General features: G+C 71.0%; 19 protein-coding genes. All 19 read right to left on the bottom strand.

Annotated elements, in window-relative coordinates; all coding sequences use genetic code 11:
• Positions 1 to 4 precede the first annotated feature (4 nt).
• Complete coding sequence (locus tag ACTIE5_RS01225) at positions 5 to 313, bottom strand: hypothetical protein (protein ID WP_439547866.1); 309 nt, start codon at positions 311 to 313, stop codon at positions 5 to 7.
• 3 nt (positions 314 to 316) lie between these two features.
• Positions 317 to 1,555 carry a hypothetical protein gene (locus ACTIE5_RS01220; protein ID WP_439547865.1) on the bottom strand — a complete coding sequence of 413 codons (1,239 nt, stop codon included), beginning with the start codon at positions 1,553 to 1,555 and terminating at the stop codon, positions 317 to 319.
• Positions 1,555 to 4,128, bottom strand: a complete 2,574-nt coding sequence (locus ACTIE5_RS01215; RefSeq protein WP_439547864.1) for a phage tail protein — start codon at positions 4,126 to 4,128, stop codon at positions 1,555 to 1,557. Before ACTIE5_RS01215 ends, ACTIE5_RS01220 begins: the two co-directional genes overlap by 1 nt.
• 95 nt (positions 4,129 to 4,223) lie before the next feature.
• Entirely contained in the window at positions 4,224 to 4,655 is a 432-nt protein-coding gene (locus ACTIE5_RS01210; protein ID WP_439547863.1) for a DUF6950 family protein, read from the bottom strand.
• Positions 4,652 to 5,221, bottom strand: coding sequence for a hypothetical protein (locus ACTIE5_RS01205; protein ID WP_439547862.1), 570 nt, complete (start codon positions 5,219 to 5,221; stop codon positions 4,652 to 4,654). The genes ACTIE5_RS01210 and ACTIE5_RS01205 overlap by 4 nt, the downstream gene beginning before the upstream one ends.
• Complete coding sequence (locus tag ACTIE5_RS01200) at positions 5,218 to 6,402, bottom strand: hypothetical protein (RefSeq protein WP_439547861.1); 1,185 nt, start codon at positions 6,400 to 6,402, stop codon at positions 5,218 to 5,220. Before ACTIE5_RS01200 ends, ACTIE5_RS01205 begins: the two co-directional genes overlap by 4 nt.
• Entirely contained in the window at positions 6,399 to 8,771 is a 2,373-nt protein-coding gene (locus tag ACTIE5_RS01195) for a tape measure protein (RefSeq protein ID WP_439547860.1), read from the bottom strand. Before ACTIE5_RS01195 ends, ACTIE5_RS01200 begins: the two co-directional genes overlap by 4 nt.
• On the bottom strand, positions 8,768 to 9,040 hold the full coding sequence (locus ACTIE5_RS01190) for a DUF1799 domain-containing protein (protein WP_439548638.1): 273 nt from the start codon (positions 9,038 to 9,040) through the stop codon (positions 8,768 to 8,770). The genes ACTIE5_RS01195 and ACTIE5_RS01190 overlap by 4 nt, the downstream gene beginning before the upstream one ends.
• Before the next feature lie 95 nt (positions 9,041 to 9,135).
• The gene (locus ACTIE5_RS01185) at positions 9,136 to 9,477 is read right to left on the bottom strand and encodes a hypothetical protein (RefSeq protein ID WP_439547859.1); all 342 of its coding nucleotides are present in this window, start codon (positions 9,475 to 9,477) and stop codon (positions 9,136 to 9,138) included.
• Between the two features lie 11 nt (positions 9,478 to 9,488).
• Positions 9,489 to 10,415, bottom strand: coding sequence for a phage tail tube protein (locus tag ACTIE5_RS01180; protein ID WP_439547858.1), 927 nt, complete (start codon positions 10,413 to 10,415; stop codon positions 9,489 to 9,491).
• 3 nt (positions 10,416 to 10,418) lie between these two features.
• Positions 10,419 to 10,673 carry a hypothetical protein gene (locus ACTIE5_RS01175; RefSeq protein ID WP_439547857.1) on the bottom strand — a complete coding sequence of 85 codons (255 nt, stop codon included), beginning with the start codon at positions 10,671 to 10,673 and terminating at the stop codon, positions 10,419 to 10,421.
• A 9-nt stretch (positions 10,674 to 10,682) separates the two neighbouring features.
• The gene (locus tag ACTIE5_RS01170; RefSeq protein ID WP_439547856.1) at positions 10,683 to 11,117 is read right to left on the bottom strand and encodes a phage tail terminator protein; all 435 of its coding nucleotides are present in this window, start codon (positions 11,115 to 11,117) and stop codon (positions 10,683 to 10,685) included.
• Positions 11,114 to 11,674 carry a phage virion morphogenesis protein gene (locus ACTIE5_RS01165; protein ID WP_439547855.1) on the bottom strand — a complete coding sequence of 187 codons (561 nt, stop codon included), beginning with the start codon at positions 11,672 to 11,674 and terminating at the stop codon, positions 11,114 to 11,116. Before ACTIE5_RS01165 ends, ACTIE5_RS01170 begins: the two co-directional genes overlap by 4 nt.
• The gene (locus ACTIE5_RS01160; protein WP_439547854.1) at positions 11,671 to 12,111 is read right to left on the bottom strand and encodes a gp436 family protein; all 441 of its coding nucleotides are present in this window, start codon (positions 12,109 to 12,111) and stop codon (positions 11,671 to 11,673) included. The genes ACTIE5_RS01165 and ACTIE5_RS01160 overlap by 4 nt, the downstream gene beginning before the upstream one ends.
• Before the next feature lie 2 nt (positions 12,112 to 12,113).
• Positions 12,114 to 12,404, bottom strand: coding sequence for a hypothetical protein (locus tag ACTIE5_RS01155; protein WP_439547853.1), 291 nt, complete (start codon positions 12,402 to 12,404; stop codon positions 12,114 to 12,116).
• Complete coding sequence (locus ACTIE5_RS01150; protein WP_439547852.1) at positions 12,404 to 12,697, bottom strand: hypothetical protein; 294 nt, start codon at positions 12,695 to 12,697, stop codon at positions 12,404 to 12,406. The genes ACTIE5_RS01155 and ACTIE5_RS01150 overlap by 1 nt, the downstream gene beginning before the upstream one ends.
• Positions 12,697 to 13,647: a hypothetical protein gene (locus ACTIE5_RS01145; protein WP_439547851.1), complete on the bottom strand. Its 951-nt coding sequence runs from the start codon at positions 13,645 to 13,647 to the stop codon at positions 12,697 to 12,699. The genes ACTIE5_RS01150 and ACTIE5_RS01145 overlap by 1 nt, the downstream gene beginning before the upstream one ends.
• A gap of 15 nt (positions 13,648 to 13,662) precedes the next feature.
• Complete coding sequence (locus ACTIE5_RS01140; protein WP_439547850.1) at positions 13,663 to 14,037, bottom strand: hypothetical protein; 375 nt, start codon at positions 14,035 to 14,037, stop codon at positions 13,663 to 13,665.
• Between the two features lie 3 nt (positions 14,038 to 14,040).
• Positions 14,041 to 15,132 (bottom strand): hypothetical protein, encoded by a 1,092-nt coding sequence (locus ACTIE5_RS01135; protein ID WP_439547849.1) that lies wholly within the window; start codon positions 15,130 to 15,132, stop codon positions 14,041 to 14,043.
• Positions 15,133 to 15,203: the final 71 nt, after the last annotated feature.

Here is a 15,203-nt window from a genome sequence, read left to right as displayed (position 1 = left end):
GCCCTTACAGGCCTCTGCCTTGGGAAACCTGGACTTCGGACGTCAGGCCCGATTGCGTGATCAGGAAGATGTGTGTCGCGTTTCCAGGCACTGCGAAGACATTGGCACTCCGGCCGAGGCAGGGATGGCCATTTGCCTCAGTGCAGGTCACGGCCCCACTGCTGCCCCATTGCAGGAACACGTCGTTGACGCCGCGGACGGTCACGCAGATCGCCCCACCACCAGTATCCACCCAAGGGTTCAGAGGCACCAGCACGCCGGAGGCGGTGACGGTGGTCTTCTGGGCGGCGCCGGCGGGGGAATAGGGCTGCATGGCTCAGCCTTCGCGCGCGCGGGGTGCAGGATCGAGGCTGACATCCGTCAGCCCACCAAGCGACGGCCCGGGCGCCAAATAGCGCTCCAGCACCGCCACCCGATCGGCCAGGCTGATCAGCAGGGCCATGATGGCCGGCGTCAGGCGGCCATAATCCACCGCCCAGGGCTCGAAGCCGGGATCGCCTGGCCCCGCCTCGCTCCCCACGGTGACGGCGTCCGGCACGGCGGCCGCCACCCGCTGCGCGAGGAAGGCCAGGTGCGGCACGGCTTCCGGCGCATCAATGCGCGTCACGATCTCCGGCCTCAGCGCGGCCCACAGGGCATCGATATCCGGCCGCGCGCCTGCCTTCACCTCCTTCAGGCGCTCGTCGGAGGTCGTGTTGAAGGAAACGCCGGTGCCTCCGCCGGCGGCGGTGATACTGCCGATCGAGGCGGTGGCCGAATTGAAGAACTCGGCCAGGAAGGTGTTGTCCTGCGTGCCAACCACCAGGCTGGGGGTGTTGTTCGCACCGGCCTTTGCGCCCAGCGGTCCGACGATGCTGAAGCGCTCATCGGACCGCATCAGATGGGCCGGGTTGCCGTGGCGGATGGCCCCCGTCGCATTCATGCGCCACCGCTCGGTGAAGACGGTTTCCAGGTCATTCACGGTGCCGATGAGCAGCTCGCCCTGGACGTTCCGGAACACCTGGCGCTTGAGGTCGGTCGAGCCCCGGCCGTCATGCAGCATCAGCTCGGCGAAGCTGCCGGACGGGTTGGCGTTCTCGATCCGCACCTGGGCAATCAGCGAGTTCTGCAGCGTGTTGGCGACGTGCAGCAGGCCCGCTGCCGAGGTCGTGCCGATGCTGAAAAGCCCCGTTGCGCCGACCCTGAACCGCTCCGCCCCGCTGGTGGACCAGGCCAGCACATTGGCGCCCGGCGACCACATGCCGGTATCCGGGTCGCCGGCCGGCGCGAAGCCTGGGGTCGCGGCGGCGCCCAGCTGGAACAGCCCGGCCGGGATGAACCGGTCGTTGCTGGTATCGATCTCGCCGGCATAGACCCAGCCCGCGCCGTCGTAGAACCGCAGGGACCAGCGGGTGGTGGTGGGGCTGTCGTCTTCCAGCCAGGCCATGCCGGCAATGGGGGATGGCGGTGGGGTGGGCCCCTTCATGGTGGAGCCGAGGGCCACCAGCGCCCCGTTCAAATCGCTCCGGAAACCGGCGCCGTTGGAATTGGCCACGTCCAGGTCATGCTGGGGCATCACACCACCTCGTCTGCGGTCGCCGAAAGCTCGGCGACATGGATGTTGAAAGCGGGGTCGAAGGACCGCAGCTGGGCGCGCCACTGGATGCCGCGGGCCGTGACCTCGGCCTGATCCACGCGCCGCCAGTCGGACCAGGTGGGCGTCCCGGCCGGGTTGTCCGGCGTGGTCCTGCATTCGACCCAGGCATCGGCCTCGCCGCCGGCGGCGCCGTCGAAATCCGTCCAGTCGTCGATTGGCGCCGCGCGGCCGTCGATCTGGTCCAGCTGGTTGACCACGGTCGCCCTGATGCGGCTGGTCAGGCGGACCGCCTTCACGGCGCCAAGGTCCATGCCGCCGCTGAAAGCGTAGCTGCCAGCCGCCGCGACGCCGCCCAGCCCGTCCAGGTCCGGGACGCTGTCCCAGTCGGAGACGCCGTCCACATCCCCGCCCGAGCCAAGCCGCAGGGTGCCGCTGACGACGACCGTTCCGGTCTTGGCGCCGCTGAATGCCGCATGCTCGGTGAGGGTGGCCAGGTTGGCGAAGGCCAGGGCGGTGGCGGCGTCGGTGCTGATGGCGGCGGCCTGATCGCCATACCGGCCACCAGCATCCACCGCCTTCACCAGATAAGTGCCGGGCTTGAGCGGCAGCGTCGCGAAGGCGGAGGTGCCGGGCAACGCTGTGCCGATGCTGGTCGCCCCCGCCCAGACTGCGCCGCTCGTGCTCGGCGTGTGCCGGATCTCGATCCGCCCGCCCACCAGCACATCCAGATCGGGGTGCTGGTCCCAGGCCAGGAACGCCACCCCGCCGATGGTCTGGATGCCGAGGCCGGTGATCGGTGCGGGTGGCTGCGCGGCAAGGCCGCCGATCGGCGCGGCCAGCGTCGCCCAGGTGCCGCCGGCAAGGCCGGTCCGCGCCCTGACCCGCCATTCATAGGCGCCTTCGGCCAAGTCCTGGATGATGGTGCTGGTTTCGCCCGCTGTGCCCGCGGCGGTCCGCCATTCCTCGCCGGCGGCCCGATATTGCACGTCATAGCCCACGACGAAGGGGTGGGCCGCAGGCGACCAGCTGAGGATGGCGCGGGTTCGCACGCCAGTACCGGCGCGCGTGACGTACAGCTCCTCCGCCATCGCCAAGCCGGCCGGGGCGGGCACGTTGTAGGGGGACACCAGCGTGGTATCCGGCACCGGCGCGGGCACCGTCGCGTCGAAGAAGAACCAGGCGTAGGAGGCCGCATTGTCCTCCTTCAGCACCACGTTCACCGTCCCGGCGGACTTGGTGAAGCTCCATTCGATGATGCGCATCGGCTTGGCGGCCAGGCCGAGGTAGTCGATCGTCACGGACAGCACCTGGCGCACCGCGAAGCGGAAAGCGCGGTATTGCAGGGGCACCTCGATCGAGAGCGCGTCGCGGCCGCGCAGCAGCTCCAGCTTCGCCAGCCGCTGGGCGCGGATCGGGTCGATGGTCACGGGAAGCTCGATCTCCCGCCACAGGCGCTCCCCGTCCTCGGCCTCATAGACCGGGGCTGTCACGGCGGGGAACTCGGCCGCCTGCCACCCCTTTGAAGGGTCGATGAAGGTGCCTTTGACCCCGTTGTAGAGGTCCCGCAGCGGCGGCCGCGTCGTGACCTTCACCGGCCCGGCGATGTCGGATACGGTCAGGGTGGCAGTGGGCGCGGTGTAGGCCGCGCCTTCCAGCCGGTACCGGCCTTTGACATAGGGCAGGACGCCGGCGCCGCCGGTCAGCATGTCCCCCAGGATCTCGCGCCGGGTGCGGTCCACGGTGAAGGTCGTGTCGCAGGTGTAGCGCGGCTGGAAGACCAGGATGTCGATCGGGACCTTCTCGTCGCTCAGGTTCGCGGCGGCGATGAAGCTCGGCAGGTCGATCTCATCATCCCCGCAGGCCATGCCCATCGGGCTGCGCAGGTAGTCCAGCACGCAAAGCGCCCAGTTGGTGGTGTAGCCGGACGCGCCCGTGCGCGGGTCCCAGATATCCGCCTTGCCACGGACCAGGGCGGCGATGTTCTGCAATCCGCCCTGGAAAACCCCCGGGTCGTACTCCAGCCGGACGTACAGGTAGGCGCAACCCAGCAGCTTGTGATCCGCGGACCATCCATCCGGGCTTTCGGCCATCAGGAAGCGGTCCGCCGTCGTCTGCCGGCCATCGTAGATCCGGATGCGGACCTTGCCCTTGAAGGGGCTGGCGTCGTTGGAGACCATGCCGTCCCCGTCCAGCTCGCTGCGGTAGACGATCTGGTCGTTGATGTAGACGCCCTCGACCCCGTCGATGACATGGCCGGCCAGCACCGTGACCAGGTGCAGATAGCGCAGGTCATCAGCGCCCTGCGGCTGCCCGAAGATGTTCGTGGGCAGATCCTCGACCTTCCGGGAGCTGCTGGCCACGTAGACCAACGTGCCGCCGACCCGGGCGCGGCCATATACCATGCGGCGCGGCCCGACGGCCTGGCGGATGGACTGGGTGCGGTCCTGCGCGTCTATCGTCAGTCCGCCGGCGCTACGCTTCTTGTTGGCGCCGGTGACGTGGTTCATCAGCGCACTGGTTGCGTAGGCCGCGATCGCGCCTACCGCAGTCACGACGACAGCACTCAGCAGTGTCACGGTCGCGCCCAAGGCCACAAATGCGCCGTAGCTTGCAGCTGCCGCGATTACGACAGGAATGATCGCCGGCATCAGGTCACCCAGGCGCGGCGGGCGGCGCGCAGCTTTAGGAAGACGAGGCCGTTCAGGCCAGGCACGGCGACCAGGTCGCCCAGTACCACCCCCATCATGAGGGTGTTGCCGTACTCGACAAGCGCCGTGTCCCCGCGCTGGGCGTGAGCCACAGCGCACTCCCCGGCGCCACGCTGCGCCTGGGCCCTGGCGACCAGTTCGGCCAGCCCGCCCGCGGTGCCGATGATGGCGTCGGCCTCCGCCTCGGTCGCGTAGCGCCCGCGCCATTCCGCCGCCGGGTCCTGGCCGGTGCAAGCCAGCACCGCGTCCGCCGCCCACAGAACGCAGTCATGGCCGCCCCAGCGAAAGGGGGCATGCCGCCTGTCTTCCACCAGCTCCGCCAGCCGTTCAGGCCAGTCCTGCAGCCGCGGCAGATCCACGCGATCCGTCACGTCCCGAAGCTCCGCGACGGCCAGACGACATCCTTCTCCGCCGTCGCCGCGACGAATTCGAAGCCACGGTCGCCGGGGAAGCGGCGCTTCTGGTCCTCATCCGTGTACCGGCTGAGGTTGGGCCGATCCATGTCCACCAGGCGGTCATCCGCCGTCAGTTCTATGGTCGCCAGCTCGCCCAGCTCGATGTTCATCTGGTTGGCGCGGCCCCGGAAGGCGATCTCCGCCTGCACAACCAGGCCCGTGTCCAGGTCCAGGATCACTTCCCACACCGTCACGCGCCGGCCCTGGTAGGGCTCCGCCATCGCGATGGCGACCACATCCGGCGGGATGGCGGACAGGGACAGGCTGATCCCCGCGCTCGACAGCTCCGCCTTCTCCGCGATGGTGCTGACGCTGCCGAGGATGCCGGCGGGCTGGTACTCCACGCCCTCGATCACGATGGGCGACAGGCCGTTCACCAGCCGCACCGGGCCACTGCCGAACAGCACCTCCACGGCCGTCAGCGTGGCCACGCTGTCCTGCTGGATGGCCGCTTCGGCGGCCGCGCCAAGCCCGCGCGTCACAGCAGCGCCTCCTCGATCTCCAGCGTCCCGCCGGCCACCAGGCCGCGGACCAGCTCCATCGGGTTGCGGTTCTGGGTGAGGCGCCATATGGCGGTGGGTGCCGTGAAGCTCACGGCGGTGTTGGCCGCCAATGCCCGGCGAAGCGGGGGCGCGAAGGCCAGGGTGCAGGTCCCGTCCTCGGCCGCCACCGCATCGGCGGTTGCCATGTGCAGCCGGGAACGGCCGGAGGCATCCACCCAGGACACCAGGTCGCCTGCCCGCACCGCATCGGCCTGCGCCGCCCAGCCCCGGAGCGCGACCGTGCTGCCGGCGGCTGTGGCCGCGACCACGAAGGGGCCTTCGAGGACCGTGGCAGGGCTGCCGCTGGTGGCGATGTAGGGGCTGGCGGCTGCAGCGCGCTCCAGCTGCGGCTGCTTGATCCGAAGCGTGACCAGGTAGGTCGCGCCCACGTTGGTGCGCACGTCGATCCTAAGGCGGGCGGTGGCGGTGGTGGCAGGCGCGGGCCCTGTGGCGGTGCGGCGAGTGGCGCTGGAAAGCGGGGCGGTGGTGGTGATGGAAGCGACTTCGGAGATACCGGCACCGCCTGCCGTGAAGAAGGCGATGCGGCTTGTGACCTGAGTGATGTTGGTGGGTGTGCCGACGAACTGCAGCGTCGTGCCCACGCTCATCACATGTCCTTCGGCGACCGCGGCGCCGGGGGACATCTCCAGTCGCGCGACCAAGGAGTTTGCCGCGGTGCCGGAGGCGGTGACATCCGCATAGGCGGCGCCATCCGTATCCACGCCGACGCCGCTGATCGCGAGGCTGCCACCGGCCAGGCCGCTCAGCGTCCAGCCCGTGCCGGGCGTACCCGGCGTGCCGGTGGCGGCGCCGATGAACTGCCCGTTCGGGACCATGTTCGTGCGGCCAGCAACGCCGAGAGCACGGCGCGGCAATGGCGGCGCCCAGGCGAAGCGGCCGGCGGTGCCGCCCAGCGCGGTGATGAAGGCCAGCAGCGGCCGCCATTCATCCTGGCCGAGCCCGGACCAGCCCAGGCTGGCGCCGAAGCGGCTGCCGGGCAGCGCCAGCGTCTGCTCCGTCCCATCCAGCGGGCTGCGGCCGCCGCTCATCGTGTTGGCGATCGGCGCCAGGGTCAGCGAGGACGGGCTGAGGAACACGGCGGGCGGCGTGAGGATCGTCATGCCACGGTCCCCAGGGCGCGATCCATGCCCATGCGCTGCACATCCTGGCGCAGGCTGCCCTTGGCGGCGGTGACGATGCCCGGGACGGACCCGCGCAGATCCTGCAGCCACAGCGCCCGCATGCCCTGGATCAGCGCGTCGCGATCCTCGGGCGACCCGGCATTGCCCGTGAAGTGGATGGTGGGTGCGAAGGTCTGGCCGCCGCCGCCCGCGGGGCTGAGGCGGGCCATCTGCTCCGGCGTGAAGACGCCTTCCCCCCGGCGGAGGATGGCCGGCACTTCGTCCGGCCCCACCGCGCCGCCGGCGTGGTAGCGCGGCGCGTTGCTGAACAGCGCGGGCGGTGCCGCGCGGAACGGGGCGGCGTCATGCCCCGCGACGCCGCCGGTATGGAACAGGAAGCCGCCGCCGGAGGCGTCAATCGTGCTGGGGCCCGAACCGTAGAAGGCGCCCGTGCCGGACCGGTAGCTGCCGCCGATGGCGCTGAAGACATCCATGAGCGTGCTGGAATTGCCCATGCCGAGGGCATTCTTGATCGGGTTCAGCAGCGCCAGCTTTACGAAAGCCTGGGTCAGTTCGGACGCGACAGCCAGGCCGACACGGTTGAGGTCGCGGAACCCATCCTGCCCTTGGACGGCAGCCTGGGTAATGGCTCGGCCGACGTTGTCGAAGGTGCCTTCGGTGATCCGGCCGAGTTCCTGGAAGGCGCGGTTGTTCCGCTCGAATTCCTCGTCCGGGACCAGCGTGCGGCGGTACTGCTCCCCGGCGCGGGACAGCGCGCGGTTGTACGTCTCCTGGCTGATGACGCCGGCGCGCAGCAGTTCCGCATACTCAGCGGTCGAAGCGCTCAGCGTCTCCAGCGGCGTGCGCACGGATTGCTCAAGCCGCCGGCCTTCCGCGTTCAGTTCCCGCAGGTCACGCAGCGTCGCGGCCACGCCATCGTCGCCGCGGGCACCGCCACGCGCGGCCGGCCGCTCGTCCAGCTTGGCCAGGTCCTCCCGCAGCTGGCGGGCGGATTGCTCCCGCAGCGCGGCGCCCACACCCGGGGAGATGGCGCCGCTATCGATCCCGTCGGTGATGGTCTTCTCGCGCTCGGCCGCATCGCGCTGGATGCGCAGGCGCCGATCCAGCGTCTCGCGCAGTTCATTGATCTCGGTCGTCGATCGGGTGCGCCGGGCGTCAGCCGCCTGGCGCTCCGCGCGATCCCGCTCCTCGATGCGCGCGACGGTGGAGGCGCGCTCGGCGCTGTCCAGTTCCTCGACCGCGCGGAAGTATTCCTGGCGCGTGATGCCCAGCAGTTGCTCATAGGCGATGTCGCTGTTCGCGGCGGCGGCGCCCACCGCCCCCGGGCGGATCACGCCGCGCCGGACCTGCGCCCGCAGTTCATCGCCGCCGGTGGATCCGGCTTCGAGCTGGCCCAGCTCATTGCCCAGGCGCTGCACCTCTACGCGCCGCTGCGCCAGGCGCTCCGCATCCGTCAGCAGCCCGCCACCCTGCCGGATGCGCTCCAGCGCGCCAGCCGCGGTCGAAAGGCCCTGCGCAATGCGGGTGGAAAGGCCCACGGCCTCATCCAGCTTGGCCAGGAAGCCTTGCGTGGCGGTCGTCAGCTGGCCGAGGGCACGGCCCATGGACAGGGGCGCCTGCTCCATGCGCTGGCCGAGCTGCTCGGTCGCCCGGATCAGCGCCGGGAAAACCCGGTCCGCCGTCAGCTGGCCTTCACTCCCCAGCTTCCGCATCTCGCCGATCGACACGCCCAGCTCTCGCGCCAGCACCTCCGCCAGCGCTGGCATGGCTTCCAGCACCGACCGCAGCTCATCGCCCTGCAGCACGCCGGAAGCGAGCGCTTGGCCCAACTGCAGCGTGGCGCTGGTCACTTCCTCACGGCTCGCATTGCTGGCGATCGCCGCGCGCTGGAGGCCGGTGACCAGGCGCAGCACCTGGTCGGAGGTCGCGCCGATCTCCCGCGCCGCGATGCTGAAGCGCGTGAAGGCGGCCGAGCTGTCCGCCACCGCCACGCCGGTCTGGAGGCTCGACTTGTAGAGCGCGTCATAGACCTCCCGCGCCCGGACCAGGCTGCCGGTGGCCTGCTGCAGCTGCGCCAGGCTCTGCGTCGCGCTGTCACCGGCGCGCGCTATGGCCAGCAGCGCCCCGCTGATGGTCGCCATCCCGCCGGCGGCCGCGACCGCGTTGACGATGGTGCCGGTCAGGCCGCTGACGCCCTGGGAAGCCTCCCGCGCCCCGGCCGAGACATCGGTGCCGACGCGCCGTCCCGTCTTGCCGAGGTCGTCGATCTTCGAATTCGCGCCGTCGATCTCGGCCTTCAGGCCGCTGCCATCGCCGGTGATGCGAAGGACAAGGCGAAGGTCGCTCATCGGCCCGCTGCCTCCGCCATCGCCAGCAGCGCGGCGCCTTCCATGATGCGGACGCGGTCGAACAGGTCAGCGCCGACGACCAGGCCGCACAGGCGCGCCACGGGGCGCAGCACGGCATAGTCCAGCCCGGTCGCGATGCCGGACATGCCGGCGCGGCGCCACTGCGTCTCCATGGCCAGGAACAACCGCATCGCGTCCCAGTTCTCCGGCATTACTTCGAATGCTTCGGGCGCCGCGGCTGGCGACGATGCCGCCAGCGCCGCAGCCATTTCCGGGGGCAGGCCCAGTCCCGCCGCCTGCGCCGCCAGGTCCACCGCATCGCCGCCGCGCCGCCCTGCACTCGCCCAGGCCCGCGCGGCGGCCTTCAGTTTCCCACCGCGGCCGCGGGCGGCATGCCCGCCAGCGCGTTGGCATAGGCGTCGATCAGCCCCCGCCTGACCCACGGGTTGCGGATCAGCGCTCCCAGCAGCTCCGCGCTGTGCGGGATCGGCTGCTTGTTCTCGTCCACCACGTCATTCACCTGGACGATGGACTGACGCAGCAGCTGGTCCGTGCCGTCTTCCGTGAGGCCCAGACGCTCCCGGTCCTCCTTCGGGACCAGGCGCCACACGGCGCTGAACCGGTGCTCCGCCAGGGCGCCATCGGCCCCGGGATGCTTGACCACCACGGGCCAGGTCCAGCGCGGCTCGGACTGCAGAACGAACATGCGGATCTCCTTCAGGTCAGGCGCAGGCGGAATTCGTCGTTGCCGGCGCTGCTGGGCTCGGGCCGCAGGTCGAAGGACAGCATCGCGATGTTGTCCTCGTTGCTGTAGCGCGGGTTCAGCAGGCGGGACTGGGCCAGGTCGATGGTGCAGATGTTTCCGCCCACCGTGCCGTGCGTCACGCTGAAGGCGACCAGGCTGCCGAGCGAGGTGAAGAAGTTCGGCGTCAGGCCGTCCGGCGCCTCGATCGTCACGCTGGCAGTGGGCTGGCGGCCGGTGATCCGCAGGGCGCGGCTGCCGGGCATGTCCCGCATCGCGATCTGGTTGCCGTGCCGGTACTGGAACTGCCGCAGCACGACGTTCTGGCCGTTCAGCGTGCAGGTGGGCGTGTTGGCCTGGCTGACCGGCAGCGGCGCCTGGAAGCCCGTCAGCGTCGGCACCGGCAATGCCACGGCCGTGGGCGCGACGTAGAGGCCCTGCAGGTCGAAGCGGATGCGCGGGATCTGGCGCGCCTGCATCTCGATGCTGAAGTCGCCGCGGGCGCCCAGGCCCTGCTGCCGCGTGCCGTCCAGGAAGTGGTAGATGCTGGCGCTGTCCTCAGCGCCGCTGACCGGCGTGTAGTCCACGCGGGTGGTGGCGGTGATCGCCTCCGCCAGGCCGCAGGCCCGGAGCAGGGCGGCATAGCGGGGCGCGGTGCCCAGCGGGGTGCCACCACCGGCAAGGTCCACGGACCCCACCAGCCTATTGCGCGTGGCCACCAGGCTGACCGGATCGTTGCCGTAGTAGGGCAGCACCATCGGGCGCTCGACCTGGTCCGCCTCCATCGGCGTCCACTCCACGTCCTGGAACAGGACGGCGTCGGCCGTGTTGGTCGGAACGCTGTCTGTGGCGTAGGTGGTCTCGCGCTTCACCAGCGCGACCATGTGCGAATAGCGGGCCATGGATCAGGCCTCCTCAGGCTGGGATGCCGGTTCGGGCGCGGGATCGGTGGGCGCCGCCGGTGCGGGCACGGCCCGCGGACGGCGCCGGCGTGGCGCGGCGGTCTGCTCGGCCGACTGGGCCACGGGCAGGCCGTCATAGCCGATCACCTGGCCATCCGCGTTGCGTGGCGCGTCGCCGGCGGGGTGGGACCGCGTGGGCTCCTCCGCCCGCACGCGGGTGCCATCCGCCTGGATGATGTAGCTGCCGCCGCCTTCCATGGTGCCCCCTCAGGCCATGCGCAGCTGGCAGGCGGTGACGTAATCCTCCCGCCAGGCCAGCACGTTGTCTTCGATGTCGAGCAGACGGCCGGACCGCATCTCGACCTGTTCCCAGCCCGCCGCCGGCACCCAGCCCAGCAGGGCGGCGCGTAGCGCGGGGATCAGCGTTTCGGAGAGATCGACGGCGGCGGCCGCACCCCGCGCATCCCGCAGGTTCCGGTGCAGCAGCACCACGGCGAAGGTCTCTTGCGCCCGCTGGCGGAAGCCGCCGGCGGCCAGGTTGTTCGCGCCCCCGAGGCTGGCGATCGGCATGGCGTAGGCCGCAGGCAGCAGAGCATCGGGCGGCGGCGCCTGCAGCGCACTGAATTCGCCCAGCCCTTCCACCAGCTTCAGCGGCGGCATCATGGTGGCGCGAAGGCGCGCAATGACCAGGCGCTGGATCATGCGGCACCGCCGATGGCGCGCTGGATCTGGCGATCGACGATATCCTGGATCTCGGCCGTGTCCTCGGCATCCGGCGCGAGGAAGGGCCGGGCGGGGATCTTGATCAGCCGCTCCCCATAGGTGACGGGCTTGAAGCTCGTCGCATCCTGCCGCCGCGCGAAGACCTGGCGCTGCTGGCCACGCACGGTGCCGGCGCGGAAGCCCACCTTGCGCGAATAGGCGTACTGCGTGATCTCGCCCCCCAGTTCGTGGATGCGGGCATACGGCAGGTCGCTGCCGATCAGCACAGCATCACCTTCGCGCTGCCAGGCCAGCGTGTCCCGCAGGCGGCCGCTGACCACCAGGGGCAGGTTCTTGCCATCCTTGCGCGGTCGCTTGGCCTTCCAGGGCACGCGGTTCGGCCCCTGGCCTCGAATGAAGCGGGCGCGGCGCATCTCGGTCAGGTTGTCGCCGATCTCATCCAGGATCGGGCCCGGGTCCACAGCCCGCGCGGCGAGGCGCGCGAATGCGGCCTTCACCTGGCGGTCATCGACCTCGATCGTCGTGCCGCCGATCATCCGAAGTAGTCCGGCAGGCTGGCCCGGGCGAAGACGCGGTCCGGCGCGCTGACCAGCACGCGCCCACCGCCGGCGGCCGCGGGCGTGGCGCCGGCGGGGGCGGCGGCGGCGCCGGGCAGCGCGGCCCGGCCATCGGCCAGATCGCGCAGCACCTTCAAGGCGTCTTCATAGGCGGTTCGCACGGCGTCGCTGGCCGCGTTTCCGTGCAGCATGTACCGCGCCACATCGGCCGCCACCCGCAGCAGCATGGCCGGCACGGGCGCCACCGGCAGGGCGTAGCGCTGCGCCAGGTAGCCTTCGATCAGCGCGTCCGCATCCGCCAGGGCGGCGGAGACGACGGCCGCGTCGATCGTGGTGCCGGCGGTCCGGTCGGTGAGCTGCGCCAGTTCCGTGGAACCGAAGCGCGCGACCAGGTCCGCCTGGGTGGCGTAGGGCATGATCAGGCCCGCGGTGGCCAGCGCCAGGTGCGCTCGGCCGGCAGCAGGAAGAAGTTCACGGACGTCACCGCGAAGGCGGGGCCGGCATCGGCCAGGACATGCAGGTTCACGCAGTCCCGCGACCACACGCGGGTGATCACCGCCGGGTAGTAGTCCGCGCTGCCACGCCCCTCGCGCTCCGCCGCCGTCGGCGCGTAGAGCACGATGCGGCCGATCGCCGGCACGGGCGCGTCCTGGATGGCGGCGGCGGCACGCTCGATCGGCGTGGGGGCGGCGGGGTCCACGGGGAACATCAGTCGCCTTCCTCGGCCGCGCCGCAATCGATCAGCGCCTGGGCGGCCTTGGCCTCGATCGTGTAGCTCCGGCCGATGACCAGGTCTTCGTTGTCGTGCCTCACGGGCTGCAGGATGATGACGTCGAGGGTGCCACGCGTGACCACGGGCTCCGGCGCCGGTGGTGGCGCGGCGTCCACGGGCTCCGGCGCCGGCGGTGGCGCGGCGTCCACGGGCTCCGGCGCCGACGGTGGCGCGGCGTCCACCGGCGGGGCGGGGCTGGCGGCTTCCGCCGCCTTCGGGGCCTTCGCCATCAGGCGACCGCGTTCTCGAAGTAGTAGCCGCTGTCGGCGGCCGCGATGACCTCCTTCACGCTCTCGCCGACGCGGACGATCTCACTGCCCCGCAGGCCGGCGCGCGGCGCGGCGATGGACCCGGCGATCCGGGAACCCCACTGGGCGGTGAAGCCGAAGGTGGGCTGGTCCGCCGCCGCCTGTTCCTCCGACACGTACAGGAAGGCCGCGTGCTTGCCCCAGACGCGCGAGATGGTGGGCGTCTGGCCGCGCCGCGCGGTGTTGACGAAGCCGGCGCCGACCACGACCTCCCGCACTTCCAGCAGCGCGGCCATCTGATCCTTGCTGATGGCGCCGCCGGTCTGGGCGGTGCCGTAGACCGCCTGGATCACCCGGGGGTGCTGGCGCACCTTCGTCCAGGTGGCCTGGCCGAAGACCGCCACGTTCGGGCGAAAGATCGGGATGTCCAGCGCCGCCAGCATGGCGTCCAGCGGGTTGGCGTTGGTGAAGTCGGACCATTGGCTGGCGCCGGACAGCACGGTGCGGTTCGTGGACGGATAGGTCGCCTGCGCGAAGACCGTGTTCGCCACGCGGATCTCGCGGTCCAGCAGGATAAGCCCGGTCAGCAGAGACGTGGACTTCGCCATCGGCGAAACCGCGCCGGGAGCCTTCGGCATGCTGTTCCATGCCTCCTGCTCATCGTTCGGGATCATGTCGTCGAGGCCGTAGTCGATGCACTCGTCCGTCGCGTCCGTCCCGCTGAAGTCCACCATCGTGGGGTCGGACTTCCGGCCCACGCGAGTGCTGGGGACGGTGTAGGCCTCGCCGGCCGGATAGCGCCGGTAGTTGAAGCGCTTCGCGGTGGTGACGCGCGGCAGCACGCGATCCGCGATCAGGTCCACATCGCGGTTGCGGTAGCCGATGGCGATGGCGGTGAGTTCCGGATTGACCGGAAAGGCAGTGGTTGCCACGTCAGATGCTCCTGATCAGCCCTGGAGGGAACCGGGGCTGAGCAGCACCCGGATGATGTCGCCCGCGGCGACCGCCGCTTCCAGCGGGACGCCGATGATGCGGTTGTTCACCCCGGTGGCCGGCGCGGCGGCGACGGCGCGGCCGGTGGCGTCGGAGGTGACGAGGTTGGTCAGCGCGACCGCGCCGCCGGCCTCGACCAGCGCGATGCCGTTGATGACGACATCGGTGCGCTCGCCACTGACGGGCGCCACATCCATGGTCGCGCCGATCAGCGGTTCGGTCGCGGCCGCCGCCTGCACCACCGTATCGGCGGCGGACAGGCGGACGAGGCGGTAGGCAGCGATCGCGCCACCGGCCGTGAAATTCTTGATGAGTTCGGGATTGCTCACGGCTCAGGCTCCTGCGGCGCCGGTCTGGGCGCGGACGTGGGCGACCGCCTGGGCGGTCGAGACATGGCGGCCGGCATTGGCCTCGGCTTCCTGGAAGGCGACCGCCTCGGCGGCGATCGCGTGCGGGTCTTCGGGGCCGCCCTTGCGGGGGCCTCCGCCGCCGGCCATCTCGCGGAACTCCACGGCCTTGGGCTGGGCGGACAGCAGGGCGCGCAGCGCGTCACGCGGCGTTTCGGCCTCGCGCCCCTCCGCGAAGCTGACGGCATCGGCGCCATCCAGCTTGGCCAGCAGGCCCACCGCCAGCGACTGCACGGCCGGCAGCAGGCGGCCATCCGCGACCAGGCGCTCGCAGAAGGCGGCATCCTCGGCGCGGCGGCCGGCGGCCTCACGCTCCGCGAACTGGGCGACCTGGTCGCGCAGGCGCTGGGCCTCCGCTTCCAGCTCAGCCTCACGCGCGGACGGCTGGCCGCCCGCATTCTGGGTGGCCACGTCAGGCACCTCCGGCTTGGTGGGTTGTTCGGTGAAGGCGGGCGCGGGGGCCGGATCGGGCATGACTTCCCGCGCCTGATCGACGGCGGCCTGCGCCGCCAGCTGCTCGATGTCCCAGGCGGGCAGCGCCTTGTCGGCGGCTTCCTGGCCCTGGGTGCCGATCATCCACTCCCGGAAGCCACGAAACAGGCGCGCGACGGCGCCCATTGCGTAGCCCTCGGAGAACTCGACGACCCCTTCCTCGCCATCGGCGAAGGAAACGGACTTCAGCCCCTTCACCGCCGGCGGCTGCGCGCCGAGGAAGCCGACATGGCGCAGGTAGTAGGCGCCCGGCTTGGGGTTGGACGGGCTGTTCGGGGCGTAGAAGGTGACGCTGACCTTCTTGAACCGCCCTGCGTTGACCAGCTCCTGGAAGGCGGGGTCCACCTGGCGCGGCTCGGCGCGCAGCACGCCGTCGGTGAATTCCAGCCCGGCCACCCAGCCATAGGCCGGGCCATCATGCGCGGGGTGGCCGACGACGATCGGCGCCTCATGCACCGCCGGGTCATAGGCCGCGACGGTCGCGGCCATGTCGGCCTCGCTGAAGGTCAGCGCGCCCCCGGACATCGGGGTGTGCCGGCCGGGGCGGAAAATTTCGATCTGCTTGGCCACGTGCCCTTGCGATCCCTGTTCAGGAT

Origin of the sequence: Falsiroseomonas sp. (assembly GCF_051859025.1) — a bacterium.
Classification (GTDB): Bacteria; Pseudomonadota; Alphaproteobacteria; order Acetobacterales; family Acetobacteraceae; genus Falsiroseomonas.
This window is presented reverse-complemented; position numbering and strand designations above follow the sequence as displayed.